This window comes from uncultured Microbacterium sp. (assembly GCF_964244775.1).
In the GTDB taxonomy this organism is placed as follows: Bacteria; Actinomycetota; Actinomycetes; order Actinomycetales; family Microbacteriaceae; genus Microbacterium.
Window position 1 is genome coordinate 1 of record NZ_CAXTJR010000010.1, and the last position, 20922, is coordinate 20922.

The 20922-nt window shown below is 65.7% G+C and carries 16 protein-coding genes, 1 pseudogene and 1 other annotated feature; of the genes and pseudogenes, 8 read left to right on the top strand and 9 right to left on the bottom strand.

The genetic code is table 11. The features are described 5' to 3' along the window. Positions 1-30: 30 nt before the first annotated feature. The 9 genes and pseudogenes from ACFE6Z_RS13750 to ACFE6Z_RS13790 form a co-directional block, all read right to left on the bottom strand. Positions 31-699: a transposase gene (locus tag ACFE6Z_RS13750; RefSeq protein ID WP_375386260.1), complete on the bottom strand. Its 669-nt coding sequence runs from the start codon at positions 697-699 to the stop codon at positions 31-33. A gap of 255 nt (positions 700-954) precedes the next feature. Continuing rightward, a complete protein-coding gene (locus tag ACFE6Z_RS13755; protein WP_375386356.1) occupies positions 955-1356 on the bottom strand; it encodes a DDE-type integrase/transposase/recombinase in 402 nt (133 codons plus the stop codon). Between the two features lie 37 nt (positions 1357-1393). Next, positions 1394-1699, bottom strand: a pseudogene (locus tag ACFE6Z_RS13760) (IS3 family transposase); the annotation flags it as partial. Next, positions 1607-1735, bottom strand: a sequence feature (AL1L pseudoknot). (Overlaps the previous pseudogene by 93 nt.) After that, the gene (locus ACFE6Z_RS13765) at positions 1693-2019 is read right to left on the bottom strand and encodes a transposase (protein WP_375386261.1); all 327 of its coding nucleotides are present in this window, start codon (positions 2017-2019) and stop codon (positions 1693-1695) included. Its footprint overlaps the feature before it by 43 nt. The gene ACFE6Z_RS13765 and the pseudogene ACFE6Z_RS13760, both read right to left, overlap by 7 nt. A gap of 394 nt (positions 2020-2413) precedes the next feature. Beyond that, on the bottom strand, positions 2414-4945 hold the full coding sequence (locus tag ACFE6Z_RS13770; RefSeq protein WP_375386262.1) for a sugar-binding protein: 2532 nt from the start codon (positions 4943-4945) through the stop codon (positions 2414-2416). Between the two features lie 422 nt (positions 4946-5367). Continuing rightward, positions 5368-6321 (bottom strand): Gfo/Idh/MocA family protein, encoded by a 954-nt coding sequence (locus tag ACFE6Z_RS13775; RefSeq protein WP_375386263.1) that lies wholly within the window; start codon positions 6319-6321, stop codon positions 5368-5370. Continuing rightward, entirely contained in the window at positions 6318-6959 is a 642-nt protein-coding gene (locus tag ACFE6Z_RS13780) for a Gfo/Idh/MocA family protein (protein WP_375386264.1), read from the bottom strand. The genes ACFE6Z_RS13775 and ACFE6Z_RS13780 overlap by 4 nt, the downstream gene beginning before the upstream one ends. Then, positions 6854-7381, bottom strand: coding sequence for a Gfo/Idh/MocA family protein (locus ACFE6Z_RS13785; protein WP_375386265.1), 528 nt, complete (start codon positions 7379-7381; stop codon positions 6854-6856). The genes ACFE6Z_RS13780 and ACFE6Z_RS13785 overlap by 106 nt, the downstream gene beginning before the upstream one ends. A gap of 32 nt (positions 7382-7413) precedes the next feature. Next, positions 7414-9579, bottom strand: coding sequence for a hypothetical protein (locus ACFE6Z_RS13790; protein ID WP_375386266.1), 2166 nt, complete (start codon positions 9577-9579; stop codon positions 7414-7416). A 106-nt stretch (positions 9580-9685) separates the two neighbouring features. On the opposite strand from ACFE6Z_RS13790, the gene ACFE6Z_RS13795 reads away from it, so the two are divergent. From ACFE6Z_RS13795 to ACFE6Z_RS13830, 8 genes are all read left to right on the top strand, one after another. After that, a complete protein-coding gene (locus ACFE6Z_RS13795) occupies positions 9686-11599 on the top strand; it encodes a hypothetical protein (RefSeq protein WP_375386267.1) in 1914 nt (637 codons plus the stop codon). Between the two features lie 92 nt (positions 11600-11691). Continuing rightward, a complete protein-coding gene (locus ACFE6Z_RS13800; RefSeq protein WP_375386268.1) occupies positions 11692-13179 on the top strand; it encodes an ABC transporter substrate-binding protein in 1488 nt (495 codons plus the stop codon). Positions 13180-13335: 156 nt separating this feature from the next. Beyond that, complete coding sequence (locus ACFE6Z_RS13805; protein WP_375386269.1) at positions 13336-14250, top strand: carbohydrate ABC transporter permease; 915 nt, start codon at positions 13336-13338, stop codon at positions 14248-14250. Then, positions 14240-15079, top strand: coding sequence for a carbohydrate ABC transporter permease (locus tag ACFE6Z_RS13810; RefSeq protein WP_375386270.1), 840 nt, complete (start codon positions 14240-14242; stop codon positions 15077-15079). Before ACFE6Z_RS13805 ends, ACFE6Z_RS13810 begins: the two co-directional genes overlap by 11 nt. Further along, entirely contained in the window at positions 15076-18180 is a 3105-nt protein-coding gene (locus ACFE6Z_RS13815) for a GH92 family glycosyl hydrolase (RefSeq protein WP_375386271.1), read from the top strand. The genes ACFE6Z_RS13810 and ACFE6Z_RS13815 overlap by 4 nt, the downstream gene beginning before the upstream one ends. Then, complete coding sequence (locus ACFE6Z_RS13820; protein ID WP_375386272.1) at positions 18177-19094, top strand: SMP-30/gluconolactonase/LRE family protein; 918 nt, start codon at positions 18177-18179, stop codon at positions 19092-19094. Before ACFE6Z_RS13815 ends, ACFE6Z_RS13820 begins: the two co-directional genes overlap by 4 nt. Next, entirely contained in the window at positions 19091-19900 is an 810-nt protein-coding gene (locus tag ACFE6Z_RS13825) for an SDR family NAD(P)-dependent oxidoreductase (RefSeq protein WP_375386273.1), read from the top strand. The genes ACFE6Z_RS13820 and ACFE6Z_RS13825 overlap by 4 nt, the downstream gene beginning before the upstream one ends. 2 nt (positions 19901-19902) lie before the next feature. Beyond that, complete coding sequence (locus tag ACFE6Z_RS13830) at positions 19903-20919, top strand: mannonate dehydratase (RefSeq protein WP_375386274.1); 1017 nt, start codon at positions 19903-19905, stop codon at positions 20917-20919. Positions 20920-20922: the final 3 nt, after the last annotated feature.

Genomic DNA, 20922 nt, shown 5'->3' on the forward strand with positions numbered 1-20922 from the left:
TGTGTTTCCTTTCATAAGGAGACCCACCCCTTACACACACCATTTGACACGCTCCTGCACGAGGTCCTCGATCAGCTCCTCAAGCTCTTTCGCTTCCGCATCCAGCGCGAGCCAGCGCCGTGCCAACGCGCGGACAGAGTGACGCAAAGCATCGGCGGGAGCCTCCAGGCCGCGCGGGCGCAGGCTGGCGAGGTGGCGGGCGAGCTTGGGGCGCGACATGCGATTGGTCTCGCGACGCATCTCGTCCGAACTGTGGACGAGCATCGCTTTCATCATGATCATCGTCGAGGAACGGTTCACGACCGCGGAATCATGCACGACTTTCAACTGTCGGATCATCTCGACGGCGCCGTCGGCCGTCTTCGGGATCGCGGTTGCGAAGCCCGCGAGCACGGCTCTGGCTGCGTTCTCCGCGTCGAGAGTGTCGGACTTGCCGTTCGCTCGCCGAAGCCGACGGTCAGGCCTTCCCGCTTCGACCACCTTGATGTTGTTGCGTCGCAGGAACGATGTCAGGGTCGCTCCGTAGGACCCGGTGCCTTCGATCCCGAACGCGAGAATCCGGCCGAACCCTTCCGCCCAAGCAAGTAGCTGCCGAAACCCGCCGGTGTCGGTGGGGATCGTCAGCGTCGCCAGAATGCCGCCGAACGTGTCCATCACGGCCGCGACGTGGATGTGTTTGTGCGTGTCGACGCCGACCACGACATGGCCCGATCGCGTCGAGGTGAGATCTGTCATCGTGTCCTGTCCTTCTGCCCGTTAGCGTGGAATCACGCTGTCGCCGGCGGGTGGACAGGACTGTCACGGGGACGCTCTCAAAGTCTGCTCCAGGCTCCTATCAGGTCACGCCCGACCGACGGCAGCGCTCATTGCAAGCCCGGCCGGACGGTCGACAGATCAACGCAAAGGCACCACTCGGGCCGATCGTAAGCAAGGGTCAGACCGCGCCGGCCGGGACTACCGAATCAGTCTCGACCCGGCAGAATCAAACTGACAGTCGTAGCTGTCGCCGACCGTCCCGATGGAGGCGATCGCGCCGACGTCGGCGAGTCGTTCCGCGTAGCGAATCGCGGTGTATTGAGCGCCGGCGTCCGAATGTTGAATGAGCCCGGTGACGTCTTCACCCGCCCTGTCGCGAACCCAGAGGGCCATCTCAAGCGCGTCCAGCGGTAGCTCGGTGGGCATCCGGTCCATGGTCCGCCACCCAACGATCCGGCGGGAGAACACGTCGGTCACGAACGCGGTGAACGCCATCCCCGACCACGTTGGAACATACGTGAAGTCGACCACCCAGCGCTCGTTCGGCCGGTCCGCGGAAGCAGCGTTGCACGTGATCGGCCGGCCTGGTCGACGAGGAATCGGGACGGGTGGTCACGAACTGATTGCCGCGGCGCACCCCGCGCAGCCCTTGCTGGCGCATGAGGCGCTCGACCGTGCAACGGGCCACGACGATGCCCTCGCGGCGCAGCAGCCTCCAGATCTTCCGGACGCCGCTGATGCCTCGACCGAGTTTCTGATCCCAGAAGACACGCTCGATCTGCACGACCAACTCCGCATCCGCGGCCGCCCGCGCCGAGGCGGGGCGGGTCTTGAACGCGTAGTAACCGGACGGGGCGATCGGCACGGCGTGCTCGGTGAGCACCCGGCAGATCGGCTCGACCCCGAAACGGTCACGATGATCGTCGATGAACTGAACTACCACGGCAGTCGCGGGTCGAGCTCCCGCGCGAAGAACGAGGAGGCCGCCAACAGGATCTCGTTGGCACGCTTCAGTTCACGCACTTCGGCCTCAAGCGCCTTGATGCGCTGGGCTTCGCTCGTCGTGGTCCCGGGGCGTTCGCCCGCGTCGATCGCGGCCTGCTTACACCAGCCTCGCAGCGTATCGGGATTGACCCCGACACGCTGCCCGATCCGGACCACCGCCGCGTTCAACGACAACTCCGGATCCTCCTTACGGGCCTCGGCAACAAGCCGCATCGCACGCTCACGAAGCTCCGGCGGATACTTCCTCGGTGCTGGCATGGTCATCATCCTCTCGGGGATTCAGACCCTCCACGAGACCCGGGGCGATTCACTCCAGCACCGCCCGATCAGGCTGGAGGAGCTGTCCGACAGCCTCCAGGCCGAGCTCATCGAGTCGGCAGAACAGAGTGAGATCGAGAGTGGCGAAGGTAGCGTTGAACACGTCGAGGTCTTCCGGACGGTGAGTGTGAGAACTTCCATCCTGGAAGACCTCGACCCCTATCCGGCGACCGACCCGCGCACCCCGGCTACACCCTCAACTGCGAAGAGCCGTCAAGGCGCATTAACGCGAGTCACGGAGACCTCCGGTTCAACGATGCGAGTGTGGCAACCCACATCCTGGCCGGAGGTCTCCGCCTACCTCAACCGTTCACAACCTCCCGAGGAACTACAGCTAGCTCCTACGACGCCGTACCATGACGAAACCGCACGCGATGAGAGCCGCTGCCCCGAACCCGACCGCAAACAGCCAGACAGTGTCAGAGCCGGTCCGGGCAAGCGAACCGCTTCGGCTACTCGCGGCGCCTCCACCGTTCGCGTCTGAGGTCCCCGAGCCGGGGTCAGACGTTCCCGGCCCGGCCGACCCGGGAGCTCCCGGTCCACCGCTTCCAGGCGTTCCAGGTCCCGGGTTTCCCGGCTCGCCCGTGCCCGGCTCGCCCGTGCCCGGCTCACCGGTGCCGGGGTCGGCTGCGCCAACGAGACGGAGCGTGGCCCAACTGCTCTGCTCGTCACCCGTGCCAGCCCACATGATCTGGCCCCAATCACCGCCACCATCGTTGTCGGTACCGAGCAGCGTGAAGCCGTATTCCGTGCCGTCGGCGGGGGTCAGCTCGGTCACGCTGAGCGCAGACCACGGAATCGCGAGTTCTAACGTGTAACCATCCGATCGGATGGTAGACGCGATAGTGGCGGACGCCAACGGGTCAGTGAAATCGCCGGTGTTGTGCCCCTCGCGCAAGTACACCCGCGATTGCCCGACCGGGTCGCTCGCAGCCGCGAGAAGCGCATAATCCCCGTCGAGATATGTCGTCCCGGTCTTCTTTCCGTCCGTGTCGAGGAACAGCATGATGGCGTCGGAGACGTAAAGCGCCTCGCTGGATTCGGTGAAATTAACCACGTCGTCCTTGCGCTCCTCCGTGACGTACAGTGCCGACTCGTCCCATGTGACCCGGAAAGTCGAGGTGAGATCGGCGCGCGATTTGACTGACCCCCAGACCGTCCCGAAGGTCTTGACGTCCGCCGATTCGTCCGAAACCTCGACGGCACCCGCAGACGTCCACGCGCCTTCGTCGGCGACCCCGTCGATGACGATAGGTGACGAGGTTCTGTGAGCGGTGTAGGTTGCCGTCTCGGCTGCGCCCAGGTGGAGGTCGTCGGCACGCAGCACCTGCCCCGCTCCTTCGAAGATCAAGTCATACCGGAGCGAAGCTGCTCCGGCCGTGACCGTGACCGGAACGGCCAGCTCGGCCCAATCCGCGCCGACAGGCGCAGACTTGCGATCCTGCGACAAAACGGCTCCCGCACCGTCGAGCTGACTGAGCACGAGTGTGGCGCTGCCTGTACCGTCGCCACGGATCTTTCCCGATGCGATGAGCGAACTGCCCAGTGCAGGATCGACGGTGACCGTTTGAGAGATCGTCGCCGGCTCCGCTCCCGGGGTTACCGAAAGGCTCGGTGACGCGTCGGCGGTGAGGGACAGAACGCGTTCCGCAGCCCAGGCGGCACCCGCCGAAGTCGTGAAGTCGTCGAGCGTCGCTTTCCAGAAGTTGCCGTTCGAGAGGAGGTTCGTCTTCCAGCTCAACTTCAGCCAGACCACGGCGTTACGATCCGGATCGAGATCATCGAGGATTCCATACGAGAGATAGACCGCTCGCGATGTGGGATCTTCGAACACGGAGGGGTACACGATCTGACAAGGCTGGATCTTTCCGTCTTTACGGGGTTCCAAGGAGGAGTACAGGAATGGATTTCCCATCGGAAGACCCTCCCAGGCAGTGCTGGTCAGGTCGGCCGTGCGATAGATGCCGACGTCCCAGCGCTGGCCGACAGCGCAGGCGAGGTTGCGGTCAGCGGCCTCGACGATCTGATAGAAGTAGCCTTCCTGTTTGAGGATGCTCCCGTGGCCGACGCCGATCGACGATCCATTCCGCCACGTCTCACGCCATGTGTCGCTGTCCTTCCGATCGAAAGTGGCGTCCGCGGGCAAGCCTTCGGCTGTATCCCCCGCGATCCACGTCGTGAAGTCGGCGGTTTTTGCGATGCCACGGTAGCCGCGGATGCCGTCGAAGCCGTGGAAGGCGACCCAGTAGTAGGTGCCGTCGAATTGGAAGATGTCGAAAGTTCCCTCGTCGCGGACCGGACTGCCGGACGAGATCGATACGCAGTCATCCGTAGGGTCGTCACAGATCATCTTCCAGAGGTCGCCGCTCTTCACGACGGGACTTGTCGAGACTGGAACCCATCCGCCGCCACGGGGATCCGCGCCGTCCTTCGTCACGACGCACCCGGCCCATGTCGACCCGTTGTGACACTGGAAAAGGAAATACCACCGATTTTGATCTTGGTTGTAGAACGCACCCCCGTCGGTCGCATAGCACGACCACGCGGTGCCGGCCTCCGGCGCCACGACCGTTTCGGGCGCGCTCCACGTGGCTCCTTGGTCGCTTGACGCACGTACGACGGAGCTCAGCTGGCACGAGCCTCCCGTACCCCATGCTCGGCTGAAGCGGTACCAGGTGCCGTCCGGCGTGGCGACGATGCGCTGCCCGTCGGCCGCGTTCATGATTCCGCTATCCGTGGCGGAGGTCTTCTTGACGAGTGTCCAGTCCGCGTCGCCGTTCCAATAGTCCTGCAGAGTCGGCGGATCGGCGGTCGCGGCATCCCCGGGTGTCACCACCGCTGACGCACCGTTAGCGGGCGCCGCCACGAGCGCGCCTGAGAGTGCGACGGTCAACACTGCCAGGGCCGCCCAGACCCGGTGGCGACCTCGAGTTGTTCGGACAGATGGGTTCGACGCTATTCGTCGCATGCGTGCTCCCTTGCAGAGTGCGATAGAGATTGAGATCGTCAGTGATCAATCGAGACAACGTTATTCCCATGAAACATCGTTGTCTAGAGTGTGAATGAATCGAATCTTTTTCGAGCCCGATGCTGGACGCGCCTCGGTGAAGAGTTACATCACTGATCTCATCCAGGCGTCTGCATGAGGCGGCGGCCGAACGCTGTCGGGTTCACGTCGTCCGCGGCGACCGCGGCAGACCCCGCGTGCGCAAGTCGGCAGCGATCATCCGCACGAAGCCGTCGCCCTGCGACGCGCTCATTCAATTGCGCTGTGCCACTCGTTCCGCTTCAGCTACGACGCTCGTCAGCCGCCGCGCTGCATGGCGGTTGCGTGCGCAGCGCACCCGCGTCGGGCAGCGCCTTGAGCCACGTTTCGACGGGCTCCTCTGTGGTGGCGGCACATGAGTGGACGAGGGTCTCGTCGCTGCGTCGCACGGTGAATTGCGTGGGCGCGTCGAGCGCGAATCGTAGCTCGCCCTTCGTGCCCGTCACGTCGAGGGTGCAGGTGTTGTGTCCCGCATCCTCGACATGTGACGACGAGGCCGTTGCCACCACTCCGCTCTGGAACAACATCGAGATGATCGAATTCGTGTCCAGGTTTCGTCCGTGGGTTCGCCCATATGTGGCGGATATTGCGATCGGGTCTTCGTCGACGAGCTCGTTGATCAAGTAGACCGGATGGCACCCGAGGTCGCCCATCGTCCCCACCACAGCCTCATCCGGATCGTCGAAACGAGGCGGAAGCCAGCCGGCCGTGACGCCATCGATCGAGAGATTGGCCCGGATCGCGGTGATCTCTCCGACGGATCCCGCGCGGGCCGCAGCGATCATCTCGACAAGGGCGCGGCGGCCCAGGAACGGCATCGCGCACGACAGACTTGCGTGGTTCGCATCGGCGATCGAGGTCAGCGCGTCGAAACCGTCGACCGAGAGCGCGACGAGCTTTTCGCTGAGCACGTGCTTGCCTGCTCGAAGACATGTCGCGAGCGTCTCGTGCTTCCGACTGGGGGCTTCGGTGACGACGACCCCTTCGACCCCGGGGCTGTTCAGCAGGGCGGTGAGATCATCGACGAAGGCAACTCCGAGTGCGTGCGCGATGGCCGCTCCGCGCTCCCTGTCGTCATCCCATACCGCTTCCAGGCGCGCGCCGGAGGCCTCGCGCACCTGTCTTCCGTAGTCCTGGGCGTGAACGTGCCATCCGCCCACGACCGCGACACCCAGCGGGCGCTGATCGGCGTTCACAGCAGAACCGTCGTGCCGCTCGTATCGGCCTCGTATGCCGCGAGCACCACGCGCACCGCAGCGGCGCCTGCCTGCTCATCCTGGCGCGCGGGCCGACCCGCCGCAACCGCATCGCTGAAGTCGCGGATCAGATCAGTGAATGTGTCTGGGGGGCGAAGCTCGAAGCGCTCGGATGTGCCGTCATCGCGCAATAGGAGCACCCCTGCGTCCGAGGCGGAGAGTGCCCCATGACTGCCGGCGATGGTGATCAGCTCTGACCCCTCCGCGTCTTGCGATGCCCAGCTGGTCGAGACGTGGCCGACGGCGCCGCCGTCGAATCTGACGAGAACCTGGGCGGAATCTTCGCGGTCCATGAATCCCCGCCGGCCGTTCGACAGCATCGCAGACACGGCGCGTGGCTCGTCGCCCATAAGGTGCAGCAGCAGGTAGACCGGGTGGATTCCGCTGTCGATGAGCTCGCCGCCTCCCGTGTGACGAGCGTCGGCACGCCATCCGAGGTCGGTGGTTTCAATCTGCAGGCGAAAGGTGCAGGTCACAGAGATGCGGTGGATGTCGCCGATGATGCCGTCGTCCAGCAACGACTTGACGAGCTCGACGGCGGGCCGGAAGGCCTGATTGTGACCTGTGGCGACACGCACATCGGCGCGATCCGCCTCGGCCAGGATCGCCGCGAGATCTGCTTCGTCAGTGCCAGGGGTTTCTCGCACAGCACGTGCTTTCCGGCGTGCACCGCGGCGATCAATACTTCTGCGTGCAGATGGTGGGGCAGACAGATATCGATGGCGTCGATGTCGTCCGAGGCGAGCAGCTCGCGATAGTCCGTCCAGCCGGGCACGTCGAGTTCTTGCATGCGACGGCTCAGGGTCTCGGGGTTGACGTCGCTCACCGCCACAATCTGGCCGGCCCCCGACTTTCGGTAGGCCTCGATGTGGGCGAAGGCGATCCCGCCGCCTCCCACGAGGCCGACACGGAGCGGTGTGATCTCGCGCTGAGAGGATGCTTTGTCATCGGTGGTCGCAGACGCCGAGGCGTCCGCGGCGGGCAGGGGGGCGTGGGTCATCTCAGTCATCTCCGTTGATGAGTGCAAGGGTTTTATATGGTCAGGTTCGTTCCATAGGGCACGGAGGTCTCGACACCGTCGACGACTACGCGGTATTCCGACTGGTGGAGGAAGACATCGACCAGCCGCGATCCGTGGCGGTAACCCCGCAGCGCTGATCCGACCGAAGACGGATGCTGCGACAGGGCTACGGTCAGCCCACCGGACGCATCGGGGCGGATGCCGAAAAGACCGAAGATCACGGCCTGGATGCCCGCCCCCGCGGCGACCTCGACGGGCTGCTCGATGTTCGCGGTGCGAAGGCTGTCGGTGTAGATCTCCTGCGGAATGTAGGGAAACGCGCGGGTCCAGGTGATGCACCGGTTCAGAATCTGCCACGCGGCATCGGGCTCGCCCTGGCGCCACAGCGATTCGGCCACGCGCAACGGCATCCCGGTGTACTGCCCGCCGCCGCCCCAGTCTGCGTCGTCGAGATCCCAGTGCACCTCGTCGGTCTTCGCGATCGAGTACATGCCGTGCGGCCCGAGGAAGACACCGTCGACCAGGTGCGAGACGAGGGCGGCGCGCTGGTCGGGTGAGATCGCGTCCGTATCCAGCGCATCGAAGAGGTGGTAGCTCCACATCAGTTCGGTGCTGCCGTCTGCCAGACGGTTGGCGTACCATCCCTCGTCGGCGCGCCACAGGTGCTCATCGACGGCTGCGCGCACGCGGCGAGCCGAGTCGACGTGCCGTGAGGCGTCGTCGCCCCTGGCCCCGCAGAGTGCCGCCAGCCAGGTCAGGGCGTCGACGAGCATGAGGCTCGAGAGGGCGATCCGGCTCTGGTAGCCGTCGGTACGCGTCTCGAGGTAGTCGTTGCTGTTGCTGCCGAAATCCACGAGGCCGTCGTCGCCGATCCGCTGTTCGACCACTGAGGTGAGGTCGTCTCGAATGGTCTCGAACACCGAGCGGCCATCATCCAGTGCTCGATCGAGAAATGCCCGGTCGCCGGTCACCCGCAGGTAATCGCGCAGCAGGCGTACGCCGGCGAACACGGTGTAGGCGTAGTGATGCCCGAGCGTGCCGTTCCATCCGATGTAGCTGTGCTTCATGAGGCCGGCGGTCAAGAACCGCACGACCTCTTGTCGCAGCCCGGTGGGGTCCATGAGTGCGACGGCAGCCGATGAGAACGAGAGGTCCCACGCGAGGGTGAACAGCCACGATCCGGCGCAGTAGAACGGACTCAACTGCCAGTCGGGGCGATCCCATCGCGCTTCGAGCACCGTCGTGATGCAGCGGTTGTACAGCTCCTCAAGGCCCTCGACGGGCGAAGTCACGGTCGGCAGCGCAGAGGTCGCCGCGGCGAGCCGATCGATCGTGGCGATGCCGGCTGCGCGCGCCCGCGCGGCGACCGACGGATCGGTGGATGCCGGGGCCACCGCGTCGCCGGGTGCGAAGACGATTCCCACGGTGAAGGTGCGCTCCTCACCAGGGGGGACGACGAGCGACCAGCCGGTCTCGGTCTCGGGTAGGTCTGAGACAGCGGCCGAGCTGAAGCTCACGTGCTGCTCTTGGCGCCCGCCGGGCCACTGCCATACCGGGCCTGTGATGGCGCGATGCGAGACGTGGGCGGCGACGTCGTTCTCGGCGGGGTTGACGCGCTGAGGGTCGGCGATCGATTGATGGGCCTGCACGGTCAGGGCCAGTTCCTCGACGGCTCGGTTTCGGATCGTCACTTCGAGGTAAGCCTCATCGAGCGTATCGCTCACCCTCGCCTGCGAACGGATCGAGAAGCTGATCAGGCGGCCCGAGATACGCTTGTGAAACGTGCCCGTGCGGGTCAGCTGATTGGTCTGCCAGGTTGCGCTCTGCAGCACTAGGGCGCGGATCGGCTCGAACACGACCGGGTCGTACGAGGCCGTGCCCACGGCATCGGTGAAATTGAGACCCAAGGGGTGCGACCCCTCGCCCGTCCGCTCGTGGTACTCCCAGATGCGATCGACGGAGTCGAGGATGGTACAGCCGGTCTCGTCGTGCACGAACTGGAGATTGAAGTGCCAATCGGGCTGCTCGTACGGCGTGAACTGGAGAAACTGCAGGCCCGTCACGCTGTGATCGCTGAGCGAGACCGCTCCGCGCCCGCTGAACGCCCGAATCATACGATCAGGCAGGGCCATCTCGTGGCGGTTCATGGAGACCTGGGCGGGAGGGGTGGGCGGCATGAATCGGCTCCGATGGAGATTGCAGAAGAGGTATGCGAGGGTTATCACCCTAGCGTAAACAACGTTGTTCCACGGAGGAAACCTCATGTACGTCGACCTATCGGAAATGACCTGGCAACTCGAGGGGTGGCGCCCCTGGGAGTGGGCCCTGGTGCCGTTCGAAGCGAAGAAGGGCCTGGGTCCTGACGTCGGGCCAGTCCCCGCGAGGATCCCTGGTAGCGTGCGCGGAGCGCTGCTGGCCGCGGGCCTCCTGCCCGACCCGTATGTGCAAGACAACTCGCTGGCCGGCGAGTTCATCGAGCATCGCCACTGGATCTTTCGCACAGACCTGAGTTCGTACCTCGATCGCGCAGACGACGAGCTGCAGCTCGACCTCGACGTGATAGACGGACCCTGCATTGTGCGCTGGCGCGGTCAGCAGGTCGCCCGTCACGAGAACGCGTTCGTTCCGCTGTCGGTGCGGCTTCCGGCCGCCGAGCGCGCGGATGGGGCGGTGCTCGAGCTCATCTTTCTCGAAACCCCGCCCGGCCTCAGCCAGATCGGCCGGTCGTCGACGATCAGAGCCCTCAAGCCGAGGTTCTCGTCGGGATGGGACTGGATCCCGCGACTCGCTCACATCGGCGTGGCGAACGTGGCGCGCGTCGTTTCGCGCAGGCGCCCCCGCATCGTGGGGATCGGCGCGGACGCCGCACCACGAACGGGCGGCGGAGGCGAGGTAGAGGTTTCGGTCACCGTCGACGGCGGCGAAGGATGCGACGTCGTGGTGCGGATCAGCGGGCCTGATGGAGCATCCCTCGCAACCCGGACCCTCCACGCCACGGGTGACGAATCGACGGCCGACGTACGCTTCGAATTCGATTCCGTCGACCTGTGGTCATTGGATCATCCGGCGCTCTATCACGTCTCGGTCACGGTACAAGACGGCGAGCCCGGGCACGACACTGCAGAGCGCGCATTCGGTTTTCGATCGATCCGATGGGAGCATACGGTCAGCGCTGCCGCTGGCGCAGAGCCTTGGATCGCGATTTTGAATGAGAAAACTCTGTTTCTCGCGGGGGTGAATTGGGTACCGATTCGCGCGGACTTCTCCGATGTGCCCGACGAGGTCTACGGCGAACGGCTGCGCCTCTATCGAGACCTGGGGTTCAACACCGTGCGGGTGTGGGGCGGTGCCGCGCGAGAGCGCGACATCTTTTACGACCTCTGTGATTCGCTCGGGATGCTCGTCTGGCAAGATCTTCCGCTCAGCTCGTCAGGGTTGGACAACTACCCGCCCGATGACGGAGCGTTCTCGCGAGATTTCGGCGCGATCGCTGCCTCGTATCGCACGCGCCTATCGCACCACCCGAGCCTGATCGTGTGGGCGAGCGGAAATGAGCTGTCGGGCTCTCCCGAGTTGAAAGTGCAGCCGGGCGCGCCCCTCGACTTCGCGCATCCCGCCCTGGCTGCCGCGAGGTCGGTGCTCGAAGATCAGAGTCGATGGAAAGTGGTCGCCGCGACTCCGTCGGGGCCGAGCTATTCGGCCGAAGAGGCGGAGTACGGTCATGGCCTGCACCACGACGTGCACGGGCCGTGGGCGCACGAGGGCGACCTCGACTCGTGGCGTCGATACTGGCACTCCGACGATGCGATGCTGCGCAGCGAAGTCGGCATCGCCGGCGCCAGCCCCCACGACCTGCTGGTGAGCAGTGGCCTGCTTCCCCTCGATGAGCGGCGACGTCTCACGTTGTGGCGACATTCTTCGAAGTGGTGGTTGAACGGCACGGAGCAGCCGACGCCGGAATGGATGGCCGAGAGTCAGGCCCGACAGGCAGAACTGCTCGCGCTCGCGATGCAGGCGACCCTCGACCGCTTCCCGAGTTGCGCGGGGTTCTTCGTCTGGATGGGGCACGACGCCTTCCCGTGCGCGGTGAGCCTCTCCATTGTCGACTTCTGGGGTCGACCCAAGCCGGCGGCGATTGCGATCGGGCGCGTGCTGTCGGAATACCGCCCCCTGCTCGGGCGCGAGATGTCAAACTAGACAACGTTGTCCGACTTCGTCTATGCTCACTCGCAGAGGCGGACGATCTCTGTATCCACATTTAGCAAGGGAGCTACACAGTGAGAAATTCTGTGCTCAGATATGTAGGACTCGCCGTCGGCGCGGTTCTGGTGGCCAGCACGGCTGCGTGCAGCGCGTCGAGTGCGGACACCGGATCGATCCGGGTGGCCGTGACCTACCCGGACGTCTGGGGCGAGCCGATGAAAGCAGCAGCCAAGCTGTACGAAGAGGCCCACCCCGGCACCGAGATCAAGATCGAAGAGCTGCCCGCAGACTCTGCAGACGACTCGCTCCAGACCTCGTTCATCGGCGGGGCCGCACCGGACCTCGTGCAGCTATCGCCGCCGACCCTGACCGACTTCGGCGGACGAGGATTCCTCGAGCCGCTGACGACGATCCTCGATGAGAACGCCGAAGGCGGAGCGCCGTGGCGCGAGAGCTTCACCGGGACCACGCTGCCGTCGCTGCGGGCGCAGAACGGCGAGGAGTACGGCATCCCGTGGTCGCAGATCAACGTGCAGCTGCTGACGCGTGCCGACTCGCTCGCGGCGATCGGTCTCGACGCGCCGCCGGCTACCTGGGACGAGTCGCTGAAGGCCAACGACGCCTGGCTCGCGAAGGGGATCCAGCCGCTGTATGCCGGGTTCGCGGGCAACGACGGCGCACTCTGGTGGCGCACGACCCTGATGCTGAACGCGCTGTTCCGGCCGTACACCGAAGACATCAACCTGCTGCACGCCGACGGATGGACCTACGACTCGAGCAATCCAGACACCGTCGCCGGCGAGGTGTATTCCGCCGACGAACTCTATGTCGCGTTCAAGAAGGGCATCACCGACCCGGCGAAGTCGCCGGAGTACAGGAAGGCCATTGAGCTGATGCTTCAGCTGAAGCCCGCGGTGCAGTCCGACGTGGCGTCTTGGACGCCGGAAGAGTCGCACAACAAATTCGATCGCGGCGAGGTGGCGCAGGGCTACGGACTCGCATCCGACATCGCGGCTCGGGTCAAGGCATCCGAAGATGCGGGGCTGGGCACGCCCACGCTCGTGCAGTCCAACTTCCCGACTATCACCAAGGAGGACTGGCCCGGTTTGACCGAGGGCGGATCCAACCCCCTGGCCTCGGTGCGCTTCGCGTGGAGCGTCAACGCCGCCAGTAAGGACAAGACGCTCGCCGAGGACTTCCTCAAATTCATCACGCAGCCCGAAGTCACCACCAAGATCTATGCGGCCGGGTTCTTCCCCGAGGATGGCACGTACGGCATCGGTGACACCACCGCGATCGATGGCGTCGTCTACCCCGAGGGCTCGAACCTCGACCCCACGCCGGTCGAGACCATCCCCGAGCTCACCGTGTACGGATTCGGCCTGCCGCCCACGTACGATACCCAGGACTTCGACCAGTGGAACTCGCAGTTCCTCAACCTGTGGACGGGCGTCATCACCCTCGATGAATTCCTCGCTCAGCGCAGCGAATCCAACCTCGCGGCGCTCACGCGCAACCTGGACGTCTTCGCGGCCGACATCGACCAGAAGTTCATCGACGAGAACACCAAGTAGCACGAGGATCACTTTGTGCTACAGCATCCTCGTGTCGAATCCTCACGGAAGGTCAGGGAGTTGAGTGCTCCGACAACCTCTGGTTCCCAGAGAACGGCCCGCGAGGATTCGCCCGCCGGCACCGGTTCCGACGACTCCGTCGGAACCGGTGCTCCGGTGACGATCCGCAAGACCCCTCGATCGAAAGTCCGTCGCAGGCAGGCACTGTTCGCGTACGCGATGCTCATTCCGTCGGCGACCGCACTGCTGCTCTTCCTGGTGTGGCCATTCATCCAGGGGGCATCGAAGGCATTCTTCAAATACAACGGCGGCAACGTCGACATCTTCGTCGGGTTCGACAATTTCGTCCGGCTCTTCTCCGACCCGCTCTTTTTCCTGTCGCTGCGAAATGGGCTGCTCCTGACGGCGGTCTGGATGGTGCAGGCGGTCGTCGTGCCGCTGTGGTGCGCATGGATGGTGCACCACTTCACGTCCGAGCGGCTCAAGTACACGTTCCGCGTGCTCGTGATGCTGCCGGTCATGGTTCCGACGGTCGTCGTGTTCCTCCTGTGGATCCAGTTCCTCGCGACCGACGGGGCGGTCAACCGGGTCCTCGAAGGCGTCGGGCTGGGCGCCTTCACCCAGTCCTGGCTGGGGGACCCGAATACGGTGCTGGTCGGCCTCTTGCTCGTCGGTTTTCCCTGGCTCGGGGGAATCAACTGCCTGCTCTACCTCGCGGCATTCGGCAACATCCCCAAGGAGTTGTACGAGGCCGGTGCCTTGGATGGCGCCCGGGCGGGTGTGCTGTTCCGCAAGGTCGAGTATCCGTTCGTCGCCCCGCAGACCCGCATTATTCTCGTGATCACCCTCGTGGCGGGGCTCCAGAATTACGAGAACGTGTTCATCATGACCCACGGCGGACCCGCCGACGCGTCGGTCGTGCCCGGCATCCTGCTGTTCAGAAACGCGTTCGCCTATGGGCAGTTCGGCTACGCGACGGCCATCGGCCTCGCCACCGTCGCCGTCATCCTGCTGATCGTGGGTGCTGCACTGCTGGTGCGCCGACTCGTGGGAGGCCGCAATGCGGACTAACTTGCTCGGGCGCCTCAGCGCCGGGATGAAGATCGCCATCGTCTTCGCGCTGCTCGCGCTGGCGCTCTTCCCGCTCTACTTCATGTTCGTGACCTCGCTCAAGTCGAAAGAGGACTACACCTACAACTACTTCCTGCCTCCGCTGCAGGGCATCCAGTGGGGTAACTGGGCGCGGGTCATCCCTGGCGTGATCGCTCCGATCGGCAACTCGGCGATCGTGGCGGGCGGCGCAGTGCTCGTGGTGCTGCTCTGCGCGATTCCCGCGGCCTACGTTTTCGCGTGGCACCGCTTCCCCGGCAAAGAGCGCATCTACGCGGCCACGATCGTCACGATCATGTTCCCGGCGATCATCATCCTCGTTCCGCAGTTCGTGCTCGTGAAAGAGATGGGCCTGCTCGACACCCTTCCCGGTGCCTACTTGCCCATCGCGGCCGCGAACATCGGCGTAGCGGTCTTCCTGCTCCGATCGTTCTTCGTGGCGCTACCTCTCGAGTTGATCGAGGCGGCGCGCATCGACGGCGCGTCAGAGATGACGATTCTTCGGCGCATCGTGCTGCCGCTGAGTGTGCCGGCCGTCATCACGGTCTGCGTCTTCGTGGTCGTCGCGGCGTGGAACAACTTCCTGTGGCCACTAGTGGTGCTTCCGTCAGCGGCCAACCGCACGGCGTCCGTCGCCGCGACGTTCTTTGCGGGCGACCCCACCTATGGATCGTCCCTCCCCATCTTGATGGCCGCGTACATGGTGGTATCCCTGCCGCTCATGCTGATCTTGGCGGGACTGCTGCGCTACTTCATGGCCGGTCAGCTGCAGGGCGCGGTCAAGGGGTGACCGAGCACGACTACGAGATCGCCCCGACAGCCCGTTTCGCGATTGTCGAGCATCCCGCGGCGGGCCGCACGATCGAGGCGGGCGATCATCTCCAGTACCTGATCCGTCCGCGCCCCGAGGCCGATGTCGTGCGCTTCGCGGGCTGCGCGGTGAGCGTCGACATCGTCTTCGCCGACGGCGGGATGCTGTCGGCATCGGGCGCGACCGACCAGAACGGGTTCGTGGCAGAGCCCGAAGCGCAGGGCAAGAGCTCGACCGTCTATCCCGGGCAGTGGAACTACCGGAGGATCGACCTCGCCGCCCACGTCGGTCGCACGATCCAGACCCTCGGCGTGCGATTCGGTCTGCACGAGCGACCCGCCGACCACGTCGCGGTGGGCACGCTCGCGAACGTCAGCGTGGGTGTGCCGGCGTCGTATTCGTCCCCTCCGGCATGGGCAGACGGTGACGAGCCCACCCCGGCCGATTTCGTGCTCACCACGCGCGGAAGCAACTCGACATTCGAGTACTCGCGCGGCAATTGCTTTCCTGCGACCGCGGTGCCTCGCGGGGTGAATCACTACGGCCCGGTCACCAACGCCGATGCCCTCGACTGGACCTACGAATACTTCCAGGGCGAATCGGCGTCCGCCCCGCCGATTCAAGGGTTCGCCGCCTCGCACCTGCCCACCCCGTGGATCGGTGATCGCAACGTGGTGCGCATCATGCCGACCGCGGCGACGAGTTCGGCGGTGCTCCCCTCAGACCGTGAGTCGCGCTTCGATCACACTTCAGAGCGGGCCCGCCCCTACTCGTACGAGGTCGCGCTCGAGGACGGGATGGTCGTGCGCATCGCCCCGACCTCGACAGCTGCCCTGTTCGCCGTCACGTTTCCCGGTCCGGGCGCTCGGTTCATCGTCGAGGTGCCCGAGGAGGGGCACCATCGCCTGACGCAGTCAGGGCGCACGATCCTCGTCGAGACGACCGGTGCCAGCTCCGCGTCGGCCGGCGTGCCGAACTTCTACGCGGTGCTCGAGTTTGCGGACGACATCGTCGTGACGAGCACGGATGCTGCGCACCGCGTCGTGGTGCAGCTGCGTGCCGCATCCGCCGGCGAGGAGGTCGTGGTGCGGTTCGGCTCATCGTTCGTGAGCCACGCCGCGGCGGCCGACAACCTGGCCCGTGAGATCGCCCCTGGCCGGTCTGTCGAGCAGGTCGCCGCTGCGGCACGGGATCAGTGGAACGGCCTGCTCGGGCGAGTGCAGGTGCCGACTGCGACCGATGCGCAGAAGGTCTCGCTCTACTCGAGCGTCTATCGGATGTTCCTCTTCCCCTCGGCCATGCACGAGCTCGACGCGACCGGCCAGGTCGTGCATCCGAATCTCTCGGCCACACCTCCGGGCTCGACCCACAGCGGTGGGCCGCTGTATGTCAACAACGGATTCTGGGACACCTATCGCACGGTCTGGCCCGCGTACGCCCTGCTCGATCCGCACGGCGCAGAAGAGCTCGTCGAAGGTCTGGTCTCGCATTACCGCGACGCCGGATGGATGCCGCGCTGGGCCTCGCCCGCGGCCGTCGACATCATGGTGGGCACGAGCTCCGACGTGATCTTCGCCGATCTGCACCAGCGCGGGGTGCGTGTCGACACGTCGCACGCGCTCCTCGCCTCGATCAAGAACGCCACGGTCGTCTCGACCGAGTCATCGGTCGGTCGCAAGGGAGCGCGCTGGTCGATGTACCTCGGCTACACCCCATCCGAGATCACCGAGGGACTCTCATGGACGATGGAGAACTGCCTCGCCGACTTCGCGCTCGCGGCATGGATCGAGGAGGTTCTGGCGACCGAGCAGGATGCCCCGCAGCGGGAGCGCCTGGCCGCATATCAGCAGTACCTGCTGCGTCGCTCCACCTCGTTTCACCACCTCTTCGATCCGGACTCGGGATTCTTTCGGGGCAAGACGCGTCAGGGCGCGCTGCGAGAGGTCGAGGGCGGCTTCGACCCACTGGAGTGGGGCTTCGACTACACCGAGACGAACGCCTTCAACATGGCATTCAGCGCGCCGCACGATGCGCATGCTCTGGTCGCGTTGCATGGCGGCGACGCGGGATACCTCGCGAAGCTGACGGAGCTGTTCACCGAGGCCGAGGTGTCGCCGAACACCGGCTCATATGGCCGCGTGATCCACGAGATGTCCGAGGCCAGAGATGTTCGACTGGGGGCGGTGGGTATGTCGAACCAGCCCTCGCATCACCTGCCGTTCATGTTCGCGTACGCCGGCCGCCCCGATATCGGGCATGGCTACACCGCGACGATTCTGAGGTCGCTGTTCACCGGATCGGAGATCGGGCAGGGCTACCCGGGCGACGAAGACAACGGCGAGATGTCGGCGTGGTTCGTGCTGGCCAGCGTCGGGATCTACCCGCTCACCGTGGGATCGCCGTACTGGCTGCTGACTCCGCCGCTCTTCGATGACGTGTCGATCCGTTCAGGCGACCACACGACGCGGATCTCCACGACGGGCAGGGCGGGTCCCGATGCGCAGCTGCAGACGGTGCTGGTCGATGGTCAACCCTGGCGATCCGCCGCGATCGATCACCAGACGCTCACGCGTGCGGCATCCATCGTCTTCGTATTCGGCGACGAGCCGAGTGAGTGGGGGCGCGACCCTGCGTCGCTTGTCGGCGTGAGCCGGCGCGGAGCTGACCCCGTCCTGCCGTATCGCGACGCAGCCATCGCGCCAGCGGTGTTCCGGGATGCCGGTGGCACAGCGCTCGCGCAGCTCACGGACGATGATGCACTCGGGGGCAGCCACTCGCTCGCACCCGGTGAGGCCTGGGGCATCGACCTCGGCGAGCCTCGTCACATCGAGATGTACACGCTCACGTCGCAGCGATCGGCGACCGCGCCGCGCGCGTGGATCGTCGAGGGATCCGACGACACGGTCACCTGGCGCGTGCTCGACGAGCGAGACGAAGAGGAATTTCTCTGGGATCTGCAGCTCGTACCGTTCGCCGTGGCACACCCATTCCCCGCGAGGCATATCCGTGTCACGAACACTCACCCGGACCACGACTTCGAGCTCTCGCAGATCGAGCTGCTGGAGGGCACCCGGCCATGAGCCGTATGAAGACCTATCCGGCGCCCGACCTGATCGTGCGACAGCAGTGCCAGGTGGGCGAGAGCCCGATATGGCTGCCCGACGCGCAGAGCCTCGCGTGGGTCGACCTACTCGAGGGAACCATCACTTCGTATTCCGAGTCGACGGGGGTCGTCGCCGAACTCGCGAACGCGGGAACATCGATAGGGGCGATTGCCGCGTTGGACGGGGAACGCAGCGGATTCGCCGTCGCGAGCGGGCTCGGGTTCGGATATGCGATCGACGGTCGCCTGAAGATCGAGCACGACGTGCTCCCCTCGCGCCGCTTTCGAATGAACGACGCCAAGCCGGATGCCCGCGGCCGCCTGTGGGCGGGCAGCACCGAGCTGGACTTCGCTGAGGCGGCGGGCGCGCTGCACGTGTGGAGCGGCGCGGCTCCCGGCGAGCCCGTCGCCTCGGGCTGGACCCTGCCGAACGGACTCGGGTGGAACCCCGCGAATACGCGGATGTACGTGGTCGACAGCATGCGCGGGGCAGTCTTCTCCGCGGATTTCGACTTGGACGACGGCGTTCTCGGCGAGTTCGTCGAAGCGTTTCGCATCGACGGGGGATTACCCGACGGCATGGCGGTCGATGCGGATGGATGCCTGTGGATCGCCATGTGGGGCGGCTCTGCGGTGCGCCGATACACCCCGACCGGCGAGCTGATCGGCTCGATCGCGACGGCCGTGTCACAGCCGTCCAGTTGCGCCTTCGGCGACGACGGTGTTCTCTACATCACCTCGGCACGGGCAGGTCTGTCCGCAGACGCGCTGCCCCGCGAGCAGCTGGCCGGATCGGTGTTCGCCGTCGATGTCGGGGTGCCGGGGCTCACCGTGGGCGCGTTCGCCGGCACACCCGTGAACGACGTGGCACGCGAGGAGATCGAACGATGACGACGACAGAGAATTTCGGCCGAATCGTGGCCGTCACCGGCGCGACGAAGGGGATCGGCCGCGCGGTCGCCCACGACCTCGCGGCCCAGGGGGCGCGCGTAATCGTGCACGGACATACGACCGCGACCGCCGACGCGGTGGTGCGCGAGATCCGCGAACTCGGGCGAGAGGCGATCGCCGTCGCCGGACCGATCGAAGAACTCGAAACAGCCGATCGCATCGCGCGGCAGGCGATCGAGCACTTCGGCGGGCTCGACGGGCTGGTCACCAGCGCAGGCATCCAGCGGTACGGCGATGCCACGTCGACCTCGAGCGAGACCTGGGACGAAGTGCTGAACGTCAACGTCAAGGGCGTGTTCTTCGCGATCCAGCAGTGCCTGCCCGCCATCCGTCAGAGCGCGAACGGCAGCGTCGTGATCGTTGCATCGGTGCAGGCTACGGCGACGCAGACCGACGTGGTCGCCTACACCGCGAGCAAGGGCGCTCTCGTGGCGCTGGCGCGAGCGGTAGCGATGGATGAGGCGCGCCACGGCGTGCGCGTCAACTCGGTCAGCCCCGGGTCGGTCGACACCCCGATGCTGCGGACTGCGGCCGAGACCCACTCGGACGGATCACCCGGGTCGGCCGACCGACTGATCGAGCACTGGGGCTCGTCGCATCCGCTGGGTCGCGTCGGCCAAGATACCGAGGTCGCGGCCGCCGTCTCGTTCCTGCTCAGCGCGCGTGCCTCGTTCGTCACCGGCACCGACTTCAAGGTCGATGGCGGGCTCCTGGCCCGTCTTCCCGCACCCCTGCAGGACGCGTGAGCATGATCCTCAGCGACCTGCTCTCACCTCGAGTCGATGCCACGTGGCAGCTCATCAGGCAATGCGGGGTCGAACAGGTGACCTCGCTGCTCGACGGCGGCGAGCAGGATCAGCGCATGTTCCAGTCGGTGGGAGCGCACGGCGCAGGGTCGACTCTCCGGCCCACCTCCGGTGACCGCGCACCGTGGAGCGAGGCGTCGATCGCGGCTCACCTCGAGCTGTACGCCGACCACGGGTTCGGTGTTGTGGCGGTCGAAGACACCCCGCCCCTCGACTTGGTGCGACTGGGCCGTGCCGGTCGCGACGAGGAGCTCGAGCACGTCGCCGTGCAGATCGAGGCGATGGGACGCCTAGGTATCGGCATCCTCTGCTACAACTGGATGGCCCTCTCGAGCTGGGCGCGCACCGATATCGCGCGGTCGGCGCGCGGCGGGGCGTTGGTCACCGCCTATCGCGAGACTGACGCGGCGGGGCGCCTTGCGCCGGATGCCCCGGATGTCGACGATGACGAGCTCTGGCAGGGCCTCGAGTACTTTCTTTCTACGATGGTTCCGGTCGCGGAGCGCGCCGGAGTGCGGTTGGCGATGCATCCGGATGACCCGCCTCGCCCGCGCGTGCGCGGCGTCGCGCGCATCATGAGCAGCGTCGATGCGTTTCGTCGGCTGCGCCAGCTCGACGCGAGCTCAGCGAACGCGATCACTTTTTGTCAGGGAAACTTCGCGCTGATGGACGAGGATCTCCCCTCGCTCATCGAAGAGTTCGGCCCGGCGATCGCATTCGTCCACTTCAGAGATGTGCGCGGAACGGCGACCGACTTCGAAGAGACGTTCCATGACGACGGCCCGACCGATATGGCGGCATGCATGCGCGCCTACGCCCGGATCGGGTTCTCGGGGCCGATGCGCCCCGACCATGTACCCACGATGTTCGGCGAATCGAACGCGATGCCGGGGTATGGAACGCTGGGCCGGCTCTTCGCCCTCGGGTACATTCGCGGCCTCGAACAGGCCGCGTACTGAACT

Coding starts and splice junctions, on each gene's coding strand:
- ACFE6Z_RS13765 (WP_375386261.1), bottom strand. CDS start 2,019: ATGCCAGCACCGAGGAAGTATCCGCCGGAGCTTCGTGAGCGTGCGATG.
- ACFE6Z_RS13785 (WP_375386265.1), bottom strand. CDS start 7,381: ATGACCCACGCCCCCCTGCCCGCCGCGGACGCCTCGGCGTCTGCGACC.
- ACFE6Z_RS13790 (WP_375386266.1), bottom strand. CDS start 9,579: ATGCCGCCCACCCCTCCCGCCCAGGTCTCCATGAACCGCCACGAGATG.
- ACFE6Z_RS13795 (WP_375386267.1), top strand. CDS start 9,686: ATGACCTGGCAACTCGAGGGGTGGCGCCCCTGGGAGTGGGCCCTGGTG.
- ACFE6Z_RS13810 (WP_375386270.1), top strand. CDS start 14,240: ATGCGGACTAACTTGCTCGGGCGCCTCAGCGCCGGGATGAAGATCGCC.
- ACFE6Z_RS13820 (WP_375386272.1), top strand. CDS start 18,177: ATGAGCCGTATGAAGACCTATCCGGCGCCCGACCTGATCGTGCGACAG.
- ACFE6Z_RS13825 (WP_375386273.1), top strand. CDS start 19,091: ATGACGACGACAGAGAATTTCGGCCGAATCGTGGCCGTCACCGGCGCG.
- ACFE6Z_RS13830 (WP_375386274.1), top strand. CDS start 19,903: ATGATCCTCAGCGACCTGCTCTCACCTCGAGTCGATGCCACGTGGCAG.